This is a genomic window from Methanofastidiosum sp. (genome assembly GCA_020854815.1).
GTDB lineage: Archaea > Methanobacteriota_B > Thermococci > Methanofastidiosales > Methanofastidiosaceae > Methanofastidiosum.
The window spans coordinates 18,004-35,765 of sequence record JAHKLW010000078.1; the positions used below are offsets into that span (position 1 = coordinate 18,004).

Consider the following 17,762-nt stretch of genomic DNA (forward strand, 5'->3'; position numbering starts at 1 on the left):
TATTGGGAGAATCGCTAGTCATATCTTCAGGAAAGGGAGGAGTGGGGAAAACAACAATTTCGGCTAATTTGGGTATAGCTCTTTCTGAGATTGGACTTAATGTTTTAATTTTTGATGCAGATATTACTATGGCTAATCTTGAGCTAATATTTGGAATGGAAGGACTGCCAAAGACTATCCAAGATGTACTCGAAGATAAAGCAAGACCTCAAGATATAGTATATGCTGGCCCCGGCGGTGTAAAAGTCGTCCCTGCAGGCCTATCGCTAAGAAGGCTAAAAAAATCCGATCCTGATAAAATTAATGAAATATTTAAATATTTTGTAGAAAAAGTTGATTTGTTAATAATCGATGGGCCCCCAGGTCTCGAAGTAGATGCAGTGACTTCTATCGCAGCATCACAAAATATGCTTTTGATTGTAAATCCTGAGATTACCTCGTTATCCGATGCATTGAAAATAAAACTTGTAGCAGAGAAATTAGGCACAAGAATTCTTGGGGTTATCGTAAATAGAGTTAGAGGAGACCCAACAGAAGTTTCAGGGCCTGAAATAGAAGCAATACTTGAACTTAGGATAATTGGTAATATCCCAGAAGACCAAATAGTAAAGAAATCAACAACTCTAGGAAAACCTTTTGTAATATTGGACCCAAAATCTCCGGCCTCACTAGCTATTAGAGAGATTGCTAAAAAAATTGCGGGAAAGAAGGTGGAATTTGAACCCTCTACAAAATCCATGAATAAACTAATGGGAGGGCTATTTGGGAGATGAAATTATGGCATTGTTAGATATAATGGTTAATAGCTGGATTATAATTTTTATTATAGCCATAGTCAGTATAATAATCAATGTAATCTTAGGGGTTAAGGTTTATATGCAAAGAGAAGAGCTCGATAGATTACGCGGTGGCAGATTGTCTCGTGAGGAACTTGAGATATTAAGGGCACGTCTTGCTAGAATAAAGAAACTATCTAAATAATTTTATTATTCTTCCTCAAACTAGTAATATTTCTACCTATAATTACAAAAATTAATTACTAATTCTAAACATTAAAAATACTTATTGTTAATCAATAACTACCAAAAGCTTTATATAGTTATTAAATCATAATTGGTAGTGGATATTCATAACTTGGTGGAACAATGAAAAATTCCAATTATTCATATTTGCTAAATGTATTTTTATTATCGATATTCATTATCAGCGTTGTTGCAACCCCTGTCTTGGCACAAGGTGTAATATCTGGGAGAGTAACCGATACCAACGCAACACCACAAGGAATCAGTGGTGTTATAGTTGACGCTTATAAGGCAAACGATACCAATGCTTGTCCAACGATAAAAGGAATGGCAACAACTGATGTCAACGGTACTTATTATATATATCCATTAGAATATGGTAAATATGCAATAAGAGCTTATGCACCAGGTTATTTATCAAATTCTACATTAGCAGATACCTGTATTTCGTCATGTTCTCCAGATTTTAATTTAACACTTCAGGATACAAATGGGATTGTAATAGGGCATGTATATGAGCCAGATGGAATAACTCCTATCGAAGGTGCAACTGTAAAAGCTTATTATCCTGGTACAGAGAATGTATTAGCAAGTTCTTTAACATCTGCGGACGGTAATTATACTCTTTCTAATCTTGGTGGCATATATGATATTGAAGCCTCAGGAATAGGGTGGCTTCCAAAAAAAATGACTATAAACGTACCTCATCCTTTGGGACTAATCATCCAAGACTTTGTTCTTTTACCTGGGCCTTATTACGATCCTGACGCGGTATTCATGGGGTGGATAGAAATTGGAGATCTCACAGTTGTAGGAGATTACACTATACTACTTAAAGACCTTCAAAGAAGACACCCAATAATGCCGCCGGAAAGGGGTATCTTGGAGGTATATAGAAAGGGAACAATGGTAATACAACAGGTTGTCGTGCCTGGAGATACATTATTCATTGATGAAATTATTAAAATTAAGGTAAATGAAATTAATGATCATGAAAACGCTAATTATTTTGGAAGATACAAACTTAATATCACTGTGACTAGGAGAAAGGAGCCTGAATTGTCTATTAATTTGACCAATCTTTATAGGGGAGAGATAGATGACAAAGATAGAACTTTTTTGAGGGGAAGCAAGGAAGGCATTAAAACAGTACTTTTAGGAGATACTGATATCAACGCAAGTTCAGGGTCTGTTGAGTTTGATGACAATAATTATAATTTCAATGTTTCTGCAATAAATGGAAACATTCAATATGTATTTAATTTTAAAGAAGTGAACGGCTCATTCGTTCAACCGGGGCATCTATATAAAGGAGACATTGTTACTATAGGGAAAGATACCACGTGTAAGAATATTAGGCAACTTGTTATTTATGAGATGAATGGGAACTCGGTAATTTGGGCACCAATAATACATTCCATAATGAAACCAGAAGATTTTGATTTTGAAACAGAAAATGAAATTGAGAAACCACAGTCAGATACTAACTTCTGGTATGTAACTGAGATTGAGAATACTGGAGACATACCTGCAAAAAATGTTAAAATCCATGTAACAGCAAAAGATTTTATTTTTCTGAGTGGAAATAACTGTTATTGTGGTTCTGATAAAGAAGCATGTCTTGAAATAAAATCAATGGAACCTGGGGAAAAAAGACTGATAGTGTTTAAATTTAAAGCTCCTCAAACTGATTACTTGAAAGTATCACCTATCCAGATTGATTTGTCCTATCAAATGGCTTATTTTAATGAAAAAGAACAGGAAGTAATACAAGATTATTCAAAAAGCGATAAAACTTTGATAACTATAGTTCCAAAACAACCAGAATTTCAGATTACAAGAAATATTGTTAAAGAAAAACTTTTTGTCGGAGAAACAACTGATGTTGAAATCAGAATAAAGAACACTGGAGATATACCGGCTACAAAAATAAAATTAATTGATTATATTCCTGATGGATTTGAATTAATCGATGGTAGCGCAACAATGAACATCGATAAGATGGCAAAAAATGAAACATTCACTTTAATCTATAAAGTAAAAGCTCTTGAAATGGGAGAATTCGATTTCAAAACTGAACTACTTTTTGAAGATGAAGCCGGAAAAAAATACAAAACTACTTCAAAAATTGAACCAGTTTCAGTTAGCAAGGAATTTCCAAGACTTGAGATACTCAAGAAATTGGATAGAGTTACAATATCCAGAGGAGATTCCGTTATTGTAGTTTTAGTTGTAAGAAATACTGGAAATAAGATTGCAAGAGATGTGCAGGTTCTTGATTTTGTTCCCGAAGGATTCAGACTGATTGACGATCCAAAAACAAAAAGAATAGAATATACTATCGCTGAATTAAAACCGGAACAAGAAAGAATGTTTAAGTATATTATAACTGCATCTTATCCGGGAGAATATAAAATAGGCGACACAAAATTATTGTATTACGATCTTGAGGGCCACAGCTTTGAACATATAGCATCTGGTACCTCGGTAAGAGTTAATGGCGAGCCCAAAATAACAATATCCAATATTCAGTATTTTAATGAAGATTATTCTTTTGCGGATTACAAATATGTTGACATTGTCTTAACTTTAACAAATACAGGGGATGGACTTGCAAAAAAAATAAGTTATATCAATGCTATTTCTGGAGATATAGAGCTCATTGACGGTCAATTAGGGGGATTTCTAGATGATCTAAAACAGGGCGATTCAAAGACAACTAAATTCACAGTTAGAGTGCTTCAAGAAAACAAAGATAAGATATTCACAATTAATACTTCTTCAGAATTTGAAGATATAGCTGGCAAGAAAGCCAAATCTGAAGTATCCACAAATATTACTATTGGCGGAAGAACTCCAAATATAAATCTGATAAGACAAGAATCTGATTACAAATCAGACGTAATTAGAATTGGGCATATTATACCTGTAGTAACAATAATCGCTAACTCAGGCGACGGAGATGCTAAAAATGTTAGGATTGAAGATAGAATCCCTTCAAATTTTCAAGTAACAACAGGTATTAACTATTGGGGTGGCCAATTAAAACCTGAGGAGAGGGTAACTTTAAGATATACTTTAGTGCCTTCCCAGGGAGGAGAATATCAAATTGGCCAAACTTTATCGACATATGAAGATGAGTGGGGAGTCAAGGGAACAAAATCATTGTCTCCAACCCTAGTCACAGTTTGGGGCCCTTCAATCTCTAGAGTTATCTCTATCAATGAAATTCAAGAAGATGAAACAATAAAGATAACTTATACAATTAAAAACTGGGGAAAGGACGATATTTATGAAGTAAAAATATTTGAAGCTCTACCTCAAGGATTTGAAATAATTTCGGGAGATAAGGAAATAATAATTGGAGAAATTAAAGCAGGAGTTGAAGTATCAAGAGAATTACAGGTAAAAGCTACAAAATCTGGAGCATTTATCTTAGAAGATTCGAAATTTTACTGGAAAAATGTTTTTGAGGAATTAAAATCTTTTGACATTGAAAGAACAACTATAAGTGTCAAAGCTAAAGCGGCACCTCAAACTAGTCTACCCAATGTTCCTCAATCAGTAACTCAAACAATACAAGATATTAAGTCATCACCATATGCACCTTTTATTTTAATTGCAATCATTGTATTACTTTTGTCAGTAGTGGGGTACGCAGTTTATAAATCAATGAGATCAAAGGGGCCATCGACTAAATCTCTCGCATCAAAAAACGGTAAACCGCCACTTGAGCCACAGACTGACAAAAAAGTAAAAACTAAATCTAGAAAAGGATTCAACTTATTATCAAAACAAAAAGAAAATGCAGTCAAACCTGACCAAAAGTCACCTGTAGCTGGATTCGAAACTCAGGCCAAATCATTAACCAAAGAGTCAAAAAAAGAGAAGAAAATTTTTGGGCTATTTTCTAAAAAAGAAAAATTACCAAATAGAGAAAAAGCACCCACACCAGTATCTCCAAGTCTTGAAGTTGAAAATAAATTTAAAGAATTTGTAACACGTGAAGAAGATAAAAATAATATAACAAAAGATCAAACTGGTCAAGAATTACTTGGTAAAAGAGTCGCACCTCCTGCGATAAAACAAAAACAAAAGAGTAAATTTTCATTATTTTCAAAGAAAAGTGAGGGAATACCTCAAGATACAAAGTCGTTTACGCTGTCTCATTTATATAAATCCCAAGAAAATAAAGATAAAAAGGAACAACTAAGAAAAGAATTAGAATCAGTAAGTATTTTAGAGGAAGATCCACCTACATTAAAAGAGAAATTTAAAAATAATAATGGGAGATTAGAAGCAAAATTCTCTTCATCAAATAATCCGATAACAGAGGAGACAATAGAGGCAAGATCGCCGAGAGTGGAATTTAGACCTCCTGAGGAAATAAGAAAAGAACTTGAGGAGCTTAAATCAACATTACAAGATAAGGAAAAAATAGAAGCTCTTGATCCATTAGAAATAGAATCTATGAGGTCTGATATTTCAAAGACTCTAGAAGAGATAGAAATAAGACAAGAGAAGATTGCAAGAGAAGAGCAAAGAGAAATTTTGGAGGAGTCTTCCCATATAGAGCTAATGGATAGAAAAGAACTTGATGAATTTCAGACAAAAATATTAAATGAAATTAATGAGATTGAATCTAAGAAACATATTGATTTTGAAGAAGAACAATTGAAAGAGGTAAAGGGGAGGGTTGTACCCAAGAATGTTAATTTAGAACTTCCGCCGTCTGTAGAAAGAGCATACAAAGAATTCAAACAAAATAAGAACAATGGTGAACCTGAAAATCCATTCAAAGAAGGGGGCAATGGGCCAATTAAGAAGACTAGTTCTTGGACAAATAACTTTAAACACAACAACACTTCGCCAGAAATACCTTCTTCAATAAGGGAATTACTAGAAAAAAGACCCTCGAGTAATAATGATACATACACCACAACACCAGATATAAAAGAGATTATTAAAGGGAAAAAGGAAACTACAGACAGGTTCTATTCTAAAAATTCTACATCAATACCAGAACCAAAAGAAGTAATAAAAGGTAAGAAAAAGAATCAAAGATGACCTTATTCGATTAAATTATAGTGTGTAATCTGCTAAAAATTTCGCCTGTTATCAAATGATGATTTTTCTTCCTCCTTATCTACCAATTCCATAAAGTTGCCCAGTACTACTGGCTCAAGCTTTCGCCAGAAAGCTTTCTCTGGTGTTTCAAGATTGTCCCAGTCTAAACTCATGTGCGGTCTTATCTCGTTATACCAATGCACGAACATTTCAAATGATTCAAATCCGCTTCGATGTCGCTTGTACAGGTGAAACCATTTCTCTACCTTGCCGTTTGTCTGTGGGTGGGCTCGTCTGCAGAGTATATGCTTGATGTCATAGGATTTACAGAATTCCTCAAAGCTGTGGGAAGCATTTCCACACTTGTCCCGCCTATTGGCATAAAATTCAGAGCCTCTATCCGTTATTACTTCATGAAATTTCATTACATGCTCGTATTTATGGAAAGCCTCTTTGAGAAGTGATATGGCAATTTCAGCGCTCTGGCGCTTAAATTCTCCTCCTGAGAGTATTTTCCGGCTTGCGTCATCTAAAACAACGCATACTGAGGTCCCGTTTACTCCTGTTGACCAGTCCATATGCACTGTACTAAGAGGATACGTTCTCTCAAACCTAATCCAATCCTTTTTTCTTACCCTCTTATTTGGATTTTCTACCGATATTCCCATCTCCCTAAGCATTCTATTTACAAGCATGTTGTCTATTGGCGTGCCCCTCTTTTTACGAATGTATTTGGCAATTGCTGGTGCGCCTGACCTTGTCACTTCCCATACATTTTGTATTTCCCTTCTAAGATTGGCAGGATAAACTCCATATGGATATCTGCCAGATCTATTTATCTTTGGCATGTCGTTTGTACGCTCGTATTCCTTTACTATCTGCTGCACTCGGCGCTGACTTACGCCAAATTGTTTTGCAACTAGCTTTGTGGGTAGTTTGTAATCCACTACCCGCATCACTATCGTTTTTGCCTTCTCATCGTCTAGCTTCATGTTTATATTAGAAAAATCATGATTTAAAGCTAGGCGAAATTTTTAGCAGATTACACATTCGATTAAATTATACGAAAATCTTTTATAACTATTTTTGTAAACTTATTCGTGCTTTAATGTCCCGCTTTGTATCTCAGAATATTACAAATATTAAACCTGTAATTGAGTCAATATCCGAACTGACAGGTGAATGTTTGTTTACAATAAACAAGAAAGGGATTTTCATTGAAGGGACAGATCCTTCCCTCATCTCAAAAGTTGAATTTTTTATACCTTCCAATACTTTCGATAAATTTGAAATGGATGTGGAAGAATCAGTAGGGATTAATATAGATTCTTTTGCTAGGATATGTAGAAGGGCGCATACTGGAGAATCAATGATAATTGATATTAATTCAAAAGCAGGCAAGATTGAACTAACGATGAAAAGCGATTTTAAAAGAAAATTTGAATTTACTTTACTTTCCACTACAAATTTTAATATCCCTCTTTTAAATCCAAAATATTCTACTTTCATTGAAATAGATAGCAAAGTCTTTAGGGATATAATAAAAGACATGGCTGTTATAGGTGGGACAATTCTTTTTTCAGTCCATAAAAATAATATTTCTATCTTATCTGAAGATTACACTTCAAAAGCGCTGGCAGAAATATCTTCAGAATCAAAATCCATAAAAAAATTTGAAGCCAAATCTATCCAACGTTCGAAGTATAATCTTAACTATATTTTGAGCTTCTTAAATGCATTTTCAATTTCAGATTCTCTTAAAATATCTGTCGGGGGAACTAAACTCCCACTGAAACTCGAATATCCACTAATTGATGAAGGTCGGTTTACCCTATACCTTGCTCCAATGGAGATATGATGAAACTTTTATTTTTCTTGTCGGGGGGAAGTACTCTATTCTCTAAAGAAGAAGTTATTTCTCTGCTAAATTCTTATGAGATAAAATATGAAATAGCATATAGTGAGGGGCAATTGTTAATTTTGGACGCTAATATATCCAATACGGATTTTCTTTTCAGACTAGGATTGACCCATTTTGTATTAGATATCCTCTCTGATTTTGTAATTGATGAAAAAATTGATAGAATTCTATCAGATATTCAATGGAATTCTCAACTCAACTTTGACAGACCTTTTAAAGTAAGAGTTAAAAATATAGAGAAGAAGAAATATGGTAATTTAGAGCTTCTTATTGCAAGGTCCATATCAAAATTCTTTGAAGATAAAATCAAAGCAGATTTAACAAATCCAGTGGACGAAATAGTTGGTTTAGTTTCTAATAATAAACTGTACATAGGCAAAAAAATCTTTGAGAGAAACAAAAAAGATTTTAATATAAGAAAGCCACAGTTGAGACCATTCTTTTCACCCACTTCAATAGACCCCCGTATTGCAAGAGCAATGATTAACATTTCAGGGGCTCAAAGAGAAATATTAGATCCATTCACGGGAACTGGCGGAATCCTAATCGAAGCTGGACTCATAGGTCTTGATACGTATGGTCTTGATATTGAGGAAAAAAGTGCATTAGGAACAAAAATGAATCTTTTGAATTATGGAATAAAAAACTTTGACATTAGAGTGGGAGACGCAAGGAAAATATTTGAAACATTTGGGAGAGGTTTTGAGACCATAGTTACAGATGCACCATATGGGCGTTCAACTAAAATAGATAAAGATAAGGAGAAGATGTACAGAGATTGTTTCTTTTCAATACTTGAATCATTCCAAAAACGATGTGTAATTGGGCTCGATAAGGAATATCCTTTCGATGAAATAGGATTTCACATCGAAAACATCTATAGCTTTAGGGTGCACAAAAGTCTTACTCGATATCTCCATGTCTTAACACGATAATTAACTAATTGTAACTGATTAAAGCCAATAATTTTTATAATTATAATATTAAGAATAATATAATATTATTGTTATTCAATAATTAAATAAATCCTTTTCAAAATCGTGTATTTTGAAATCTAAATAATGAAAATCCAATTAAAATAAAGGATATAAAAATAGATAATTTATTCTTTCTCAGATTCTTTAGCGGAGATCATTCTTTCTTTTATATCCTCAGGTTCGCCTATGAATACCACTTTTCCATCTTTCATGAATCCGGCTCTATCACAAACATCAACTATAAAATCTGAGTCATGAGTTACTATTAAAAATGTTTCACCCAATACTTCTCTTGCTTTTCTTATGGACTTTGCTACAATTTTCCTTGTAAAAGGGTCCATTGTGCCGGTAGGTTCATCGAGGATTACTATTCTTGGTTCTTTGATTAATACTTGGGCCAATGCAACTCTGTGCTTTTCTCCGACTGACAATGCATCAGGCATTTTATTTAATATTTCTTCCAATTCCTTTGGATCTTCAAAGCCAACTCCTTCAAGAACTGAAATAACCTTCATTTTTCCTAATTCTTTTGGCAGTTTAATTCCTATTGAGTCAGTAAGATTCTGAAGTACATTTTTATCAGGATAAAGAGCATATTCCTGATGAAGAATCCCCATGTAAAGCATTGCTTTTCCTTTTCCCAAGAATCCAGGCTCTTTCATATCTACCCATTCATCACCAATTCTGATGTTTAGTTCACCTTCAGTAAAAGGGGTTATACCAGCAATCATTCTTGAAACAGTAGTCTTACCTGTTCCACTCTTTCCCACTAGGCCAAAAATCTCTTTTTCGTTAATTGAAAAAGTAACCCCATCAACAGCCTTTACAACTCCACGGGATATTGAGTAATAGTATTTTTTTACATCCCACAGTTCGATTATACTGCTACCAATTCCTGGGAACCTTACTTTTTCTTCGGGCAATAGTTTTGCCATGAATGCATTAACAACATCTTTGGAATCGCCCTCTTGGATTATTTTTCCGTTTTCAAGCCATACAGCTTTTTGTGCCAATAATTCAATTGCCTCAGGCCAATGGGATGTGACAATTAAAGACATACCTTGTTTAACTGCATCTAGTAATGCATTATGAACTGTGCTCGCAGTTAAAGGATCCAAAGTTCCAGTTGGTTCATCCGCTAGAAATAACATTGGATTAATGGCAAGTTGTCTGGCAAGAACAATCCTCTGCTTTTCTCCACCAGATAAGTCTCTTGCGATATGTGTCATTCTCTGGACCATATTTACTTTTTGTAACAGTTCTATTATTTTAGGTATTACCATATTTCTTGGTGTTTCAGTATCTCTGAAAGCATCCTGCATATTCTCCATTACTGTCTTTTCACCGTAAAGAGAAAAGGTACGCTGCAACATAATTGCAGTTCTTTTTCTTATTGGATTAAAAAAAGGTTTATCTTCCCAGAAATCTACTTTCTTTAAAATCATTTTTTCATTACATTTGGTACACAAAGTGTCTTTTTTACTTGGGGAATCAATTTTCATACACTTAGGACAATAAGAAACATTGTAGAATACTTTACCTTCTGTGGGTTTATATCCTCTGGTACCTCGCAATATGTTGATGAGAACAGATTTACCGCTACCACTTTTTCCCAATAATCCTAGAGATTCTCCTTCTTTTACTTTGAAGGATACGTTATCAAGGATCTTCTTACCATCATATGTAATTGATAAATTTTCAACTTCTAATAGATATTCGCTCAAGTTAATCCCCATTTATTGTTTATGTTGATGTTAAATCATCTAACTATATTTAAGTTTTTGGATTCGAATATAAATTCATAAATATTTCCTTGATTATCAACTTATAAATAAGTATATTTATTTTCAAGTTTTGAAAATACTACTTTTGCTTCCTTAAAAGACATTAATGCACAAAATAGAAAAATATTAATGAGACGGTATCAAAAAACAATATAAATTATAGAAACTATCAAGATTATTACCATTTTTATTTTTAATTGAATAAATATTAATATCGAATCAATTAGATTCGTTACTTTACTAAATAGAAACACTTAAATATTATTTGTATGAGGTATCTCTGAAGTCCGTTTAATGGACTTTAAGAATCTTGGACATGATATCCTGTTTTTGGATATCAAAAAAGGAGGAATACTATATGCCAAAATATAGCGACAAAATAGATTTGTATTCTGACAGGGGTAAACTCGTTGAGAGTGGAGTCCCATTGGAAGCTCTTAGTCCTCTAAAAAATGAGGCCATACAGGGCATAGTTTCCAAAATTGTCAGGACAATTGCTGTCGATCTTAAAGGCACCCAGTCAGCACTCGCCACAGGAGCACTTGGTGGTAAAGGCCAAGTCATAATGGGAAGAGAAATGAAGCTTGATGTTGTCGGGAAAGCCCCAGAGATCCAAAAAAGAGTAGAAGAAATTCTTAAAGTTGATGCAAAAGACGATACTTTAGTAACGCTTTTAGGAAACAATGAAAGAATGTTGGTACAAGTACCAACAAAGAGAATGTTTTGTGAATACACAGTTGGTATGACTGCAACAGCATCAGCCGTAACACAAGCAATTATTGATGTGTTCGATGTTAGCATATTTGATGCAAACATTATAAAGGCTGCAATATGGGGATCCTACCCACAAACTCTTGACCTCAAAGGGGCAAAAATTCAAGCTATGCTTGAAGTTCCTCAGAAGAACGAAGGTCTTGGATACTCTCTAAGAAACATTATGGTTAATCACATCGTTGCCACAACAAAGAAAAATGCAATGAACTCAGCTGCACTATCTTCAATTCTTGAGCAGACTGCAATGTTTGAAATGGGTGATGCAGTAGGCCCATTCGAGAGACTACATCTTTTAGGGCTTGCATACCAAGGAATGAACGCAAACAATATTACATATGAACTAGTTAAAGAAAATGGAAAGAAAGGAACAATAGGATCAGTTGTTGAGTCCTTAGTTGGAAAAGCAATTGAAGATAAAGTTATAACAGTAGAAAAAACATTGCCCTCTGGTTACAAGGTATACAAGGCTAAAGATATACCATTATGGAATGCATACGCCGCATCAGGCATGCTTGCATCAGTTATGGTAAACTGTGGTGCAATGAGAGCAGGACAGGGAATACCTTCAACAGTTTTATACTTCAATGACCTAGTTGAGCACGAAACAGGTCTACCCGGTGTAGACTTCGGAAGAGCTCAAGGTACAACTGTAGGTATGTCCTTCTTCTCACACTCTATTTATGGTGGAGGAGGGCCTGGTATATTCAATGGAAACCACATCGTTACAAGACACTCAAAAGGTTTCGTAATTCCATGTATCGCTGCCGCAATGGCATTAGATGCAGGAACACAGATGTTTTCACCAGAAGCAACATCCGGATTAATCAAAGAAGTATTCTCCACAGTACCTGAGTTTGCAGAACCAATGAAATATGTAAACGAAGCTGCTGTCAAGATTAAAGGAGGTATCTAGGAGGAGTAATATTGAAAATTAGGCCCGAGATACAGATATTCCCATTTAAATTGATTTCAAAAGAAACTGCCGATAAGATCACCGATGAACTCACTAGGTTTGACTTTGTCACAAATGTTTCAGTTCATGGACCTTCCATAAATTCAAATGAAAATGAGAATTATATGGTTGGATGGATATGGATTGAAGTAGAGGACAACAATGAAGATGTCCAGAAAATTATAAAAGATGTTTGTGATGAATTTCTGCCTTTTGGATACAACATTGAAATAGGCAGATATACAAAATATAAAAAAGGAGTATCTGACTATATAAAGGGTCTAAATTAGGAGGAATAATTATGGGATATAAAGCACAATTTCACCCTGGAACATCAGATCCATCAAAAAACAGAAAAAAATATATGGATCCTGAATACAAACTCCAAAAGATAAGATCAGTATCCGATGAGGATGTTGTTAGAGTTCTTGGCCACAGACAGCCTGGAGAGGACTACAAGAGCGTTCACCCACCATTAGAGGAAATGGGAGAACCAGAATGCCCTATAAGAGAACTCGTAGAACCAACACCCGGTGCAAAAGCAGGAGACAGAATTAGATATGTTCAGTTTACTGACTCCGTTTACTTTGCCCCAATATCTCCTTACCAGAGATCTTGGATGTACTCATACAGGTACAGAGGTATGGACAGTGGAACACTTTCTGGAAGACACGTAGTAGAAGCAAGAGAAAGAGACGTTGAAGCAATTGCTAAAGAGCTTATTGAATCTGAAACATTTGATGCCGCTAGAACAGGAATTAGAGGAAGAACAGTCCACGGACATGCTCTAAGACTTGATGAAAATGGAATCATGTTTGATGCTATGCAGAGATATGTTTTTGACAAGAGTGCAGGAGAAGTAAAGTACGTAAAGGACATGGTTGGAGAACAAATACCAGCCCCTATATCTGTTGGTAAGCCACTATCTGAAGATGAACTTAAGAAAAGAACAACAATCTACAGAGCAGATGGTGTTACAATAAAGCAAGATGAAGAAGTTCTTCAGATGGTACAGAATGTTCACTGGGAGAGATCCTTCGGTGGATTCGAGCCATTTAAGGAGGCCAAGTTTTAAGGAGGGGATATGAATGGTATATAAAGATGAAAAACATAACTTTATGCAAGCAATGAAAAAGAAATTCGAGGAAGCTCCTGACAAGAAAAATACAAAATACTATGTATATGGTGGATACAAGCAGAACAAGAGAAAAGTCGAGTTCTTTGACTCAGGTCAGCAAATTGCTAAAGAAAGAGGAATACCTGGATACAACCCATCAGTAGGTATGCCACAAGGTCAGAGAGTATTAATGCCTTACCAGCTTTCACACACAGACACTATAGCTAACATGGATGACCTTCACTTCGTAAACAATGCCGCTATGCAACAGGCATGGGACGATATGAGGAGAACAATCTTGGTAGGTCTTGACTCACCACACAACATTCTCGAAAAGAGGCTTGGAAAAGAGGTTACTCCAGAAACAATTAACCACTATCTTGAAGTAGTAAACCACGCTATGCCTGGTGCAGCCGTCATTCAGGAACACATGGTTGAAACTGACCCAAGATTAGTAAAGGACTCTTACGTTAAAGTATACTCTGGAAATGATGAGTTAATCGATGAAATTGACTCAAGATTTGTCATAGACATTAACAAAGAATTCCCTGAAGCCCAAGCAGACCAGCTTAAGAAGTCTATTGGAAAATCAATCTGGCAGGTAGTTAGAATTCCAACAGTTGTTGGAAGAGTCTGTGATGGAGGAACAGTTTCCAGATGGAGCGCAATGCAGATCGGTATGGCCTTCATTGGTGCATACAACTTATGTGCCGGAGAAGCCGCAACTGGAGATTTCGCATACGCTGCAAAGCACGGTTCAGTCATACAGATGTCTGACATGATGCCAGCTAGAAGAGCAAGAGGTCCAAACGAGCCCGGTGGGCTTATGTATGGAATAGTATCAGACTGTGCACAGTCCATGGCAAAATACCCAGATGACCCAGCAAGACATGCTCTTGAAGCAATCGCACTTGCAGCTTTAATTTACGACCAGATATACCTTGGATCATACATGTCCGGTGGTGTCGGATTCACACAGTATGCAACAGCAGCATACACCGATAACATCCTTGAAGACTTTGTGTACTGGGGAATGGAACACGTAAAGGACAAGTACGGAGACCTTGCAAAACAGAAACCAAGTGTAAATCTCATAAACGATATCGGAACAGATGTTGCTATGTACTGTCTAGAGCAGTATGAACTTTACCCAGCAGTTATGGAAACACACTTTGGTGGCTCTCAGAGGGCTACATGTATCTCTGCAGCAGCCGGGTGCAGTGTATCCATGGCAACAGGTAATGCTCAAGCTGGTCTTTCAGCATGGTACCTTGCATGTAACATACACAAGGAACAGATGGGAAGATTCGGATTCTACGGATACGACCTTCAGGATCAGATTGGTGCTTCAAACACCTTCTCATACAGATCTGACGAAGGTTTAGCAGCTGAGCTTAGGGGAGGTAACTACCCAAGCTACGCAATGAACGTAGGTCACCAGAGTGCATACACCGGTATTGTTGCAGCAGCACACTCCGCAAGAGGAGATGCCTGGGCACTTTCACCACACATAAAGGTCGCATTCGCTGACAGGTCACTGCCTTTTGACTTCGCAAACATTACAAAGGAGTTCGGAAAGGGTGCCATGAGGGAATTCGTCCCCGCTGGAGAAAGAGACCTTATTATACCATAAATTAAAAATTTATTTTTTCTTTTCTTATTTTTTAATTTAATTTCCATGAGCATTGGCATCACATACAATTTTTTCTGTCTATTCTTAAGATATCTTTTGACAATAGATGAGATTTTCTTCTTGAAGAAAGAGTTATAAGAACTTAAAATGAAGATTGTTGAAATTTACAAAGAGGCCGTAGAGGAGAACCAATGAAAAATGAAAAAGAAAATAAAAAAGAGCTGCATGTATTTTCATTAGCTTCTTTCTTAAACGATTTGGGCTCTGATATGATTTATCCAATATGGCCTTTGTTTGTAACTGTTTTCTTAGGCGCAGATGTAATTGTCTTAGGACTTATAGATGGTATAGGTGATGCTTTAGTTTCAATTTCTAGCGCATTTTCAGGATACCTATCTGACAAATTCAGGAAAAGAAAAATATTTATCTGGACTGGCTATTTCTCATCAGGAGTGGCTAGATTAGGATACGCCATTTCGCCAATTTGGTTTTATCTCATTCCTTTTAAAGCGTTAGATAGAGCTGGTAAAATCAGAGGTGCACCACGAGACGCAATGATCGCAGAGCTGTCCTCAAAAGAGAATAGAGGAGCAAACTTTGGATTTCTCAGAGCAATGGACAACTTAGGCGCAATTGCCGGAATTACTTTATCCATATTATTCTTTAAATATCTTGGATTTAGAAATCTTATTCTATTGGCATCTATACCTTCATTTTTCTCAGTTCTGATAATATATATTTTCATAAAAGAGAAAAAATTTGACATTCAGAAAAGAAACTTTTCATTAAATTTATTTGACAATAACTTTCGATTGTTCGTATTTGTAAATGGATTATTTGCATTAGGAGCTTTTAGCTACTCATTCTTTTTACTATATGTCAAAGATATTGGATTTTCAATATACACAGTTCCAATATTCTATTTGATTTTTACAATATCAAGTACAATTTTTTCTTATCCCTTTGGAAAAATGGCAGATAAGATTGGAAGAAAAACGATATTAAGAATTTCATATTTGTCTTTTGCTTTTGTTTGTGGCAGTCTTATTTTTACAAGAACTTTTATGGGAGTAATAGTTATTTTTTGCATTTACGGCCTTTACAAAGCAGCCATTGAAGTATCTCAAAAAACATTAGCTTCAGAAATTTGTCCTAGTGATTATAGGGCAACTTCTTTAGGATCTTTTCAATTTATTACTGGCCTAATGGCTTTTCCCGCTTCTTTTATTGCAGGCATATTATGGAAGACATTAGGTATGAACTATCCTCTTTATTTTTCGCTATCTTTATCTTTGATTTCTTTCTTTTTAATTAATCTTGTAAAAGAACAAAAGAAATGCTAATTAGATAATTTTATAAACCACATTTATTCCTTCATTTTGGTGAATAGATAATGGAATTTTGTCCCAAATGCGGTACTCTTTTGCGTGTTAAAGAAGGCAAGTACACTTGTAAATGTGGCCATCAGCAAGAAATAGATGAAAATAATAGATTTGAACATTCTGAAAATAAATTGTCTGAAGATGAAGTTGTTATAATTGAAGAAGGTAACTTAGCAATGCCCAAGATTAAAGAAGAATGTAAGAAATGCCATAACAGAGAAGCTTACTGGTGGATGCTCCAGACAAGAAGTGGAGATGAACCAGCAACAAAATTTTATAGGTGCACAAAGTGCAATTATACTTGGAGAGAATACGATTAAAAAAAATATAGAGGATCTAAGTAATGAGCCTCTATGATTATCCTTTTTATAGAATATTGTTTATTCTTTCTTGGCCTTTTCTTTCTTAGGAGCACTCTTTTTTGCCGCTGGCTTCTTTGTTTCTAATTCTTTAGCTTCAGTCTTTACTTCTGTGGTCTTTTTCTTAGGAGCACTCTTTTTTGCCGCTGGCTTCTTTGTTTCTAATTCTTTAGCTTCAGTCTTTACTTCTGTGGTCTTTTTCTTTGTAGATTCTTTTTTTGATTTTTCAGTTTTTACTTCTTTTGCTTTGGATTCTTCTTTTTTGCTGGAAACTTTTTTTAGAGATAGTTTCTTTTTTACTTTTTCAGGTTTTACATTTTCTTTAACTTCTTTAGCCTGCTTTTGGGCATCGACTTTCCTCTGTTTCTTAGTTTCTATATTTTTATTCACTAAGTCTTTTAAGAGATTTACATTACCCTCGCGAACAGTGCCTCTTCTAAAGTCTAAAATTATGCCAAGAGAATTTGCACGATTAACTGAAACATTGGCTTCTCTTAACTCTCCTAAAGAGAATCCTCTGCTGTTTTTTTCTTTTGTAATATTCTTACTATGAGTCATTACCTTTGGATTCATAAAATCACCTTTACAAAATTATTTATAAATATCTTAAAAGAGTTTCTGTGATACGAAGATTGTGTTATCTGGTAATTATTTCGCTTCATAGTTTTCTACCTCCTTTTCTAAAAGTTCCATGAAGTTTCCAAGTAACACTGGCTCGAGCTTTCGCCAGAAAGCTTGCTCTGGTGTTTTGAGATTGTCCCAGTCGAGGCTCAT

At 35.2% G+C, this 17,762-nt stretch carries 14 protein-coding genes; 11 read left to right on the forward strand and 3 right to left on the reverse strand.

The window, feature by feature from the left end:
• Positions 1-2 precede the first annotated feature (2 nt).
• The 3 genes from minD (at position 3) to KO464_09515 (ending at position 6,089) form a co-directional block, all read left to right on the forward strand.
• Positions 3-773, forward strand: a complete 771-nt coding sequence (gene minD / locus KO464_09505; GenBank protein ID MCC7573600.1) for a cell division ATPase MinD — start codon at positions 3-5, stop codon at positions 771-773.
• On the forward strand, positions 763-981 hold the full coding sequence (locus tag KO464_09510; protein ID MCC7573601.1) for a hypothetical protein: 219 nt from the start codon (positions 763-765) through the stop codon (positions 979-981). The genes minD and KO464_09510 overlap by 11 nt, the downstream gene beginning before the upstream one ends.
• 164 nt (positions 982-1,145) lie before the next feature.
• A complete protein-coding gene (locus KO464_09515) occupies positions 1,146-6,089 on the forward strand; it encodes a DUF11 domain-containing protein (GenBank protein ID MCC7573602.1) in 4,944 nt (1,647 codons plus the stop codon).
• Between the two features lie 32 nt (positions 6,090-6,121).
• Here KO464_09515 and KO464_09520 read toward each other — a convergent pair whose 3' ends face one another.
• Positions 6,122-7,081, reverse strand: coding sequence for a DDE-type integrase/transposase/recombinase (locus tag KO464_09520; GenBank protein MCC7573603.1), 960 nt, complete (start codon positions 7,079-7,081; stop codon positions 6,122-6,124).
• Positions 7,082-7,197: 116 nt separating this feature from the next.
• Between KO464_09520 and KO464_09525 the strand changes: the two genes are divergently transcribed.
• Complete coding sequence (locus KO464_09525; protein ID MCC7573604.1) at positions 7,198-7,947, forward strand: hypothetical protein; 750 nt, start codon at positions 7,198-7,200, stop codon at positions 7,945-7,947.
• Positions 7,947-8,945: an N-6 DNA methylase gene (locus KO464_09530; GenBank protein ID MCC7573605.1), complete on the forward strand. Its 999-nt coding sequence runs from the start codon at positions 7,947-7,949 to the stop codon at positions 8,943-8,945. The genes KO464_09525 and KO464_09530 overlap by 1 nt, the downstream gene beginning before the upstream one ends.
• A gap of 167 nt (positions 8,946-9,112) precedes the next feature.
• On the opposite strand, the gene atwA is transcribed toward KO464_09530, so the two are convergent.
• Positions 9,113-10,723, reverse strand: coding sequence for a methyl coenzyme M reductase system, component A2 (atwA, locus tag KO464_09535; GenBank protein MCC7573606.1), 1,611 nt, complete (start codon positions 10,721-10,723; stop codon positions 9,113-9,115).
• 406 nt (positions 10,724-11,129) lie between these two features.
• On the opposite strand from atwA, the gene mcrB reads away from it, so the two are divergent.
• The 6 genes from mcrB (at position 11,130) to KO464_09565 (ending at position 16,949) form a co-directional block, all read left to right on the forward strand.
• Positions 11,130-12,458: a coenzyme-B sulfoethylthiotransferase subunit beta gene (gene mcrB / locus KO464_09540; protein MCC7573607.1), complete on the forward strand. Its 1,329-nt coding sequence runs from the start codon at positions 11,130-11,132 to the stop codon at positions 12,456-12,458.
• An 11-nt stretch (positions 12,459-12,469) separates the two neighbouring features.
• Positions 12,470-12,787 (forward strand): hypothetical protein, encoded by a 318-nt coding sequence (locus KO464_09545; GenBank protein MCC7573608.1) that lies wholly within the window; start codon positions 12,470-12,472, stop codon positions 12,785-12,787.
• A gap of 11 nt (positions 12,788-12,798) precedes the next feature.
• Entirely contained in the window at positions 12,799-13,572 is a 774-nt protein-coding gene (gene mcrG, locus KO464_09550; protein MCC7573609.1) for a coenzyme-B sulfoethylthiotransferase subunit gamma, read from the forward strand.
• 13 nt (positions 13,573-13,585) lie between these two features.
• The gene (mcrA, locus tag KO464_09555) at positions 13,586-15,247 is read left to right on the forward strand and encodes a coenzyme-B sulfoethylthiotransferase subunit alpha (protein MCC7573610.1); all 1,662 of its coding nucleotides are present in this window, start codon (positions 13,586-13,588) and stop codon (positions 15,245-15,247) included.
• A gap of 191 nt (positions 15,248-15,438) precedes the next feature.
• A complete protein-coding gene (locus tag KO464_09560; GenBank protein ID MCC7573611.1) occupies positions 15,439-16,590 on the forward strand; it encodes an MFS transporter in 1,152 nt (383 codons plus the stop codon).
• 50 nt (positions 16,591-16,640) lie between these two features.
• A complete protein-coding gene (locus KO464_09565; protein MCC7573612.1) occupies positions 16,641-16,949 on the forward strand; it encodes a transcription factor S in 309 nt (102 codons plus the stop codon).
• Positions 16,950-17,009: 60 nt separating this feature from the next.
• On the opposite strand, the gene KO464_09570 is transcribed toward KO464_09565, so the two are convergent.
• Entirely contained in the window at positions 17,010-17,561 is a 552-nt protein-coding gene (locus KO464_09570) for a ribosomal protein L13e (GenBank protein MCC7573613.1), read from the reverse strand.
• Between the last annotated feature and the right edge of the window lie 201 nt (positions 17,562-17,762).

Coding starts and splice junctions, on each gene's coding strand:
- KO464_09515 (MCC7573602.1), top strand. CDS start 1,146: ATGAAAAATTCCAATTATTCATATTTGCTAAATGTATTTTTATTATCG.
- KO464_09520 (MCC7573603.1), bottom strand. CDS start 7,081: ATGAAGCTAGACGATGAGAAGGCAAAAACGATAGTGATGCGGGTAGTG.
- KO464_09525 (MCC7573604.1), top strand. CDS start 7,198: ATGTCCCGCTTTGTATCTCAGAATATTACAAATATTAAACCTGTAATT.
- KO464_09530 (MCC7573605.1), top strand. CDS start 7,947: ATGAAACTTTTATTTTTCTTGTCGGGGGGAAGTACTCTATTCTCTAAA.
- atwA (MCC7573606.1), bottom strand. CDS start 10,723: ATGGGGATTAACTTGAGCGAATATCTATTAGAAGTTGAAAATTTATCA.
- mcrB (MCC7573607.1), top strand. CDS start 11,130: ATGCCAAAATATAGCGACAAAATAGATTTGTATTCTGACAGGGGTAAA.
- mcrG (MCC7573609.1), top strand. CDS start 12,799: ATGGGATATAAAGCACAATTTCACCCTGGAACATCAGATCCATCAAAA.
- mcrA (MCC7573610.1), top strand. CDS start 13,586: ATGGTATATAAAGATGAAAAACATAACTTTATGCAAGCAATGAAAAAG.
- KO464_09560 (MCC7573611.1), top strand. CDS start 15,439: ATGAAAAATGAAAAAGAAAATAAAAAAGAGCTGCATGTATTTTCATTA.
- KO464_09565 (MCC7573612.1), top strand. CDS start 16,641: ATGGAATTTTGTCCCAAATGCGGTACTCTTTTGCGTGTTAAAGAAGGC.
- KO464_09570 (MCC7573613.1), bottom strand. CDS start 17,561: ATGAATCCAAAGGTAATGACTCATAGTAAGAATATTACAAAAGAAAAA.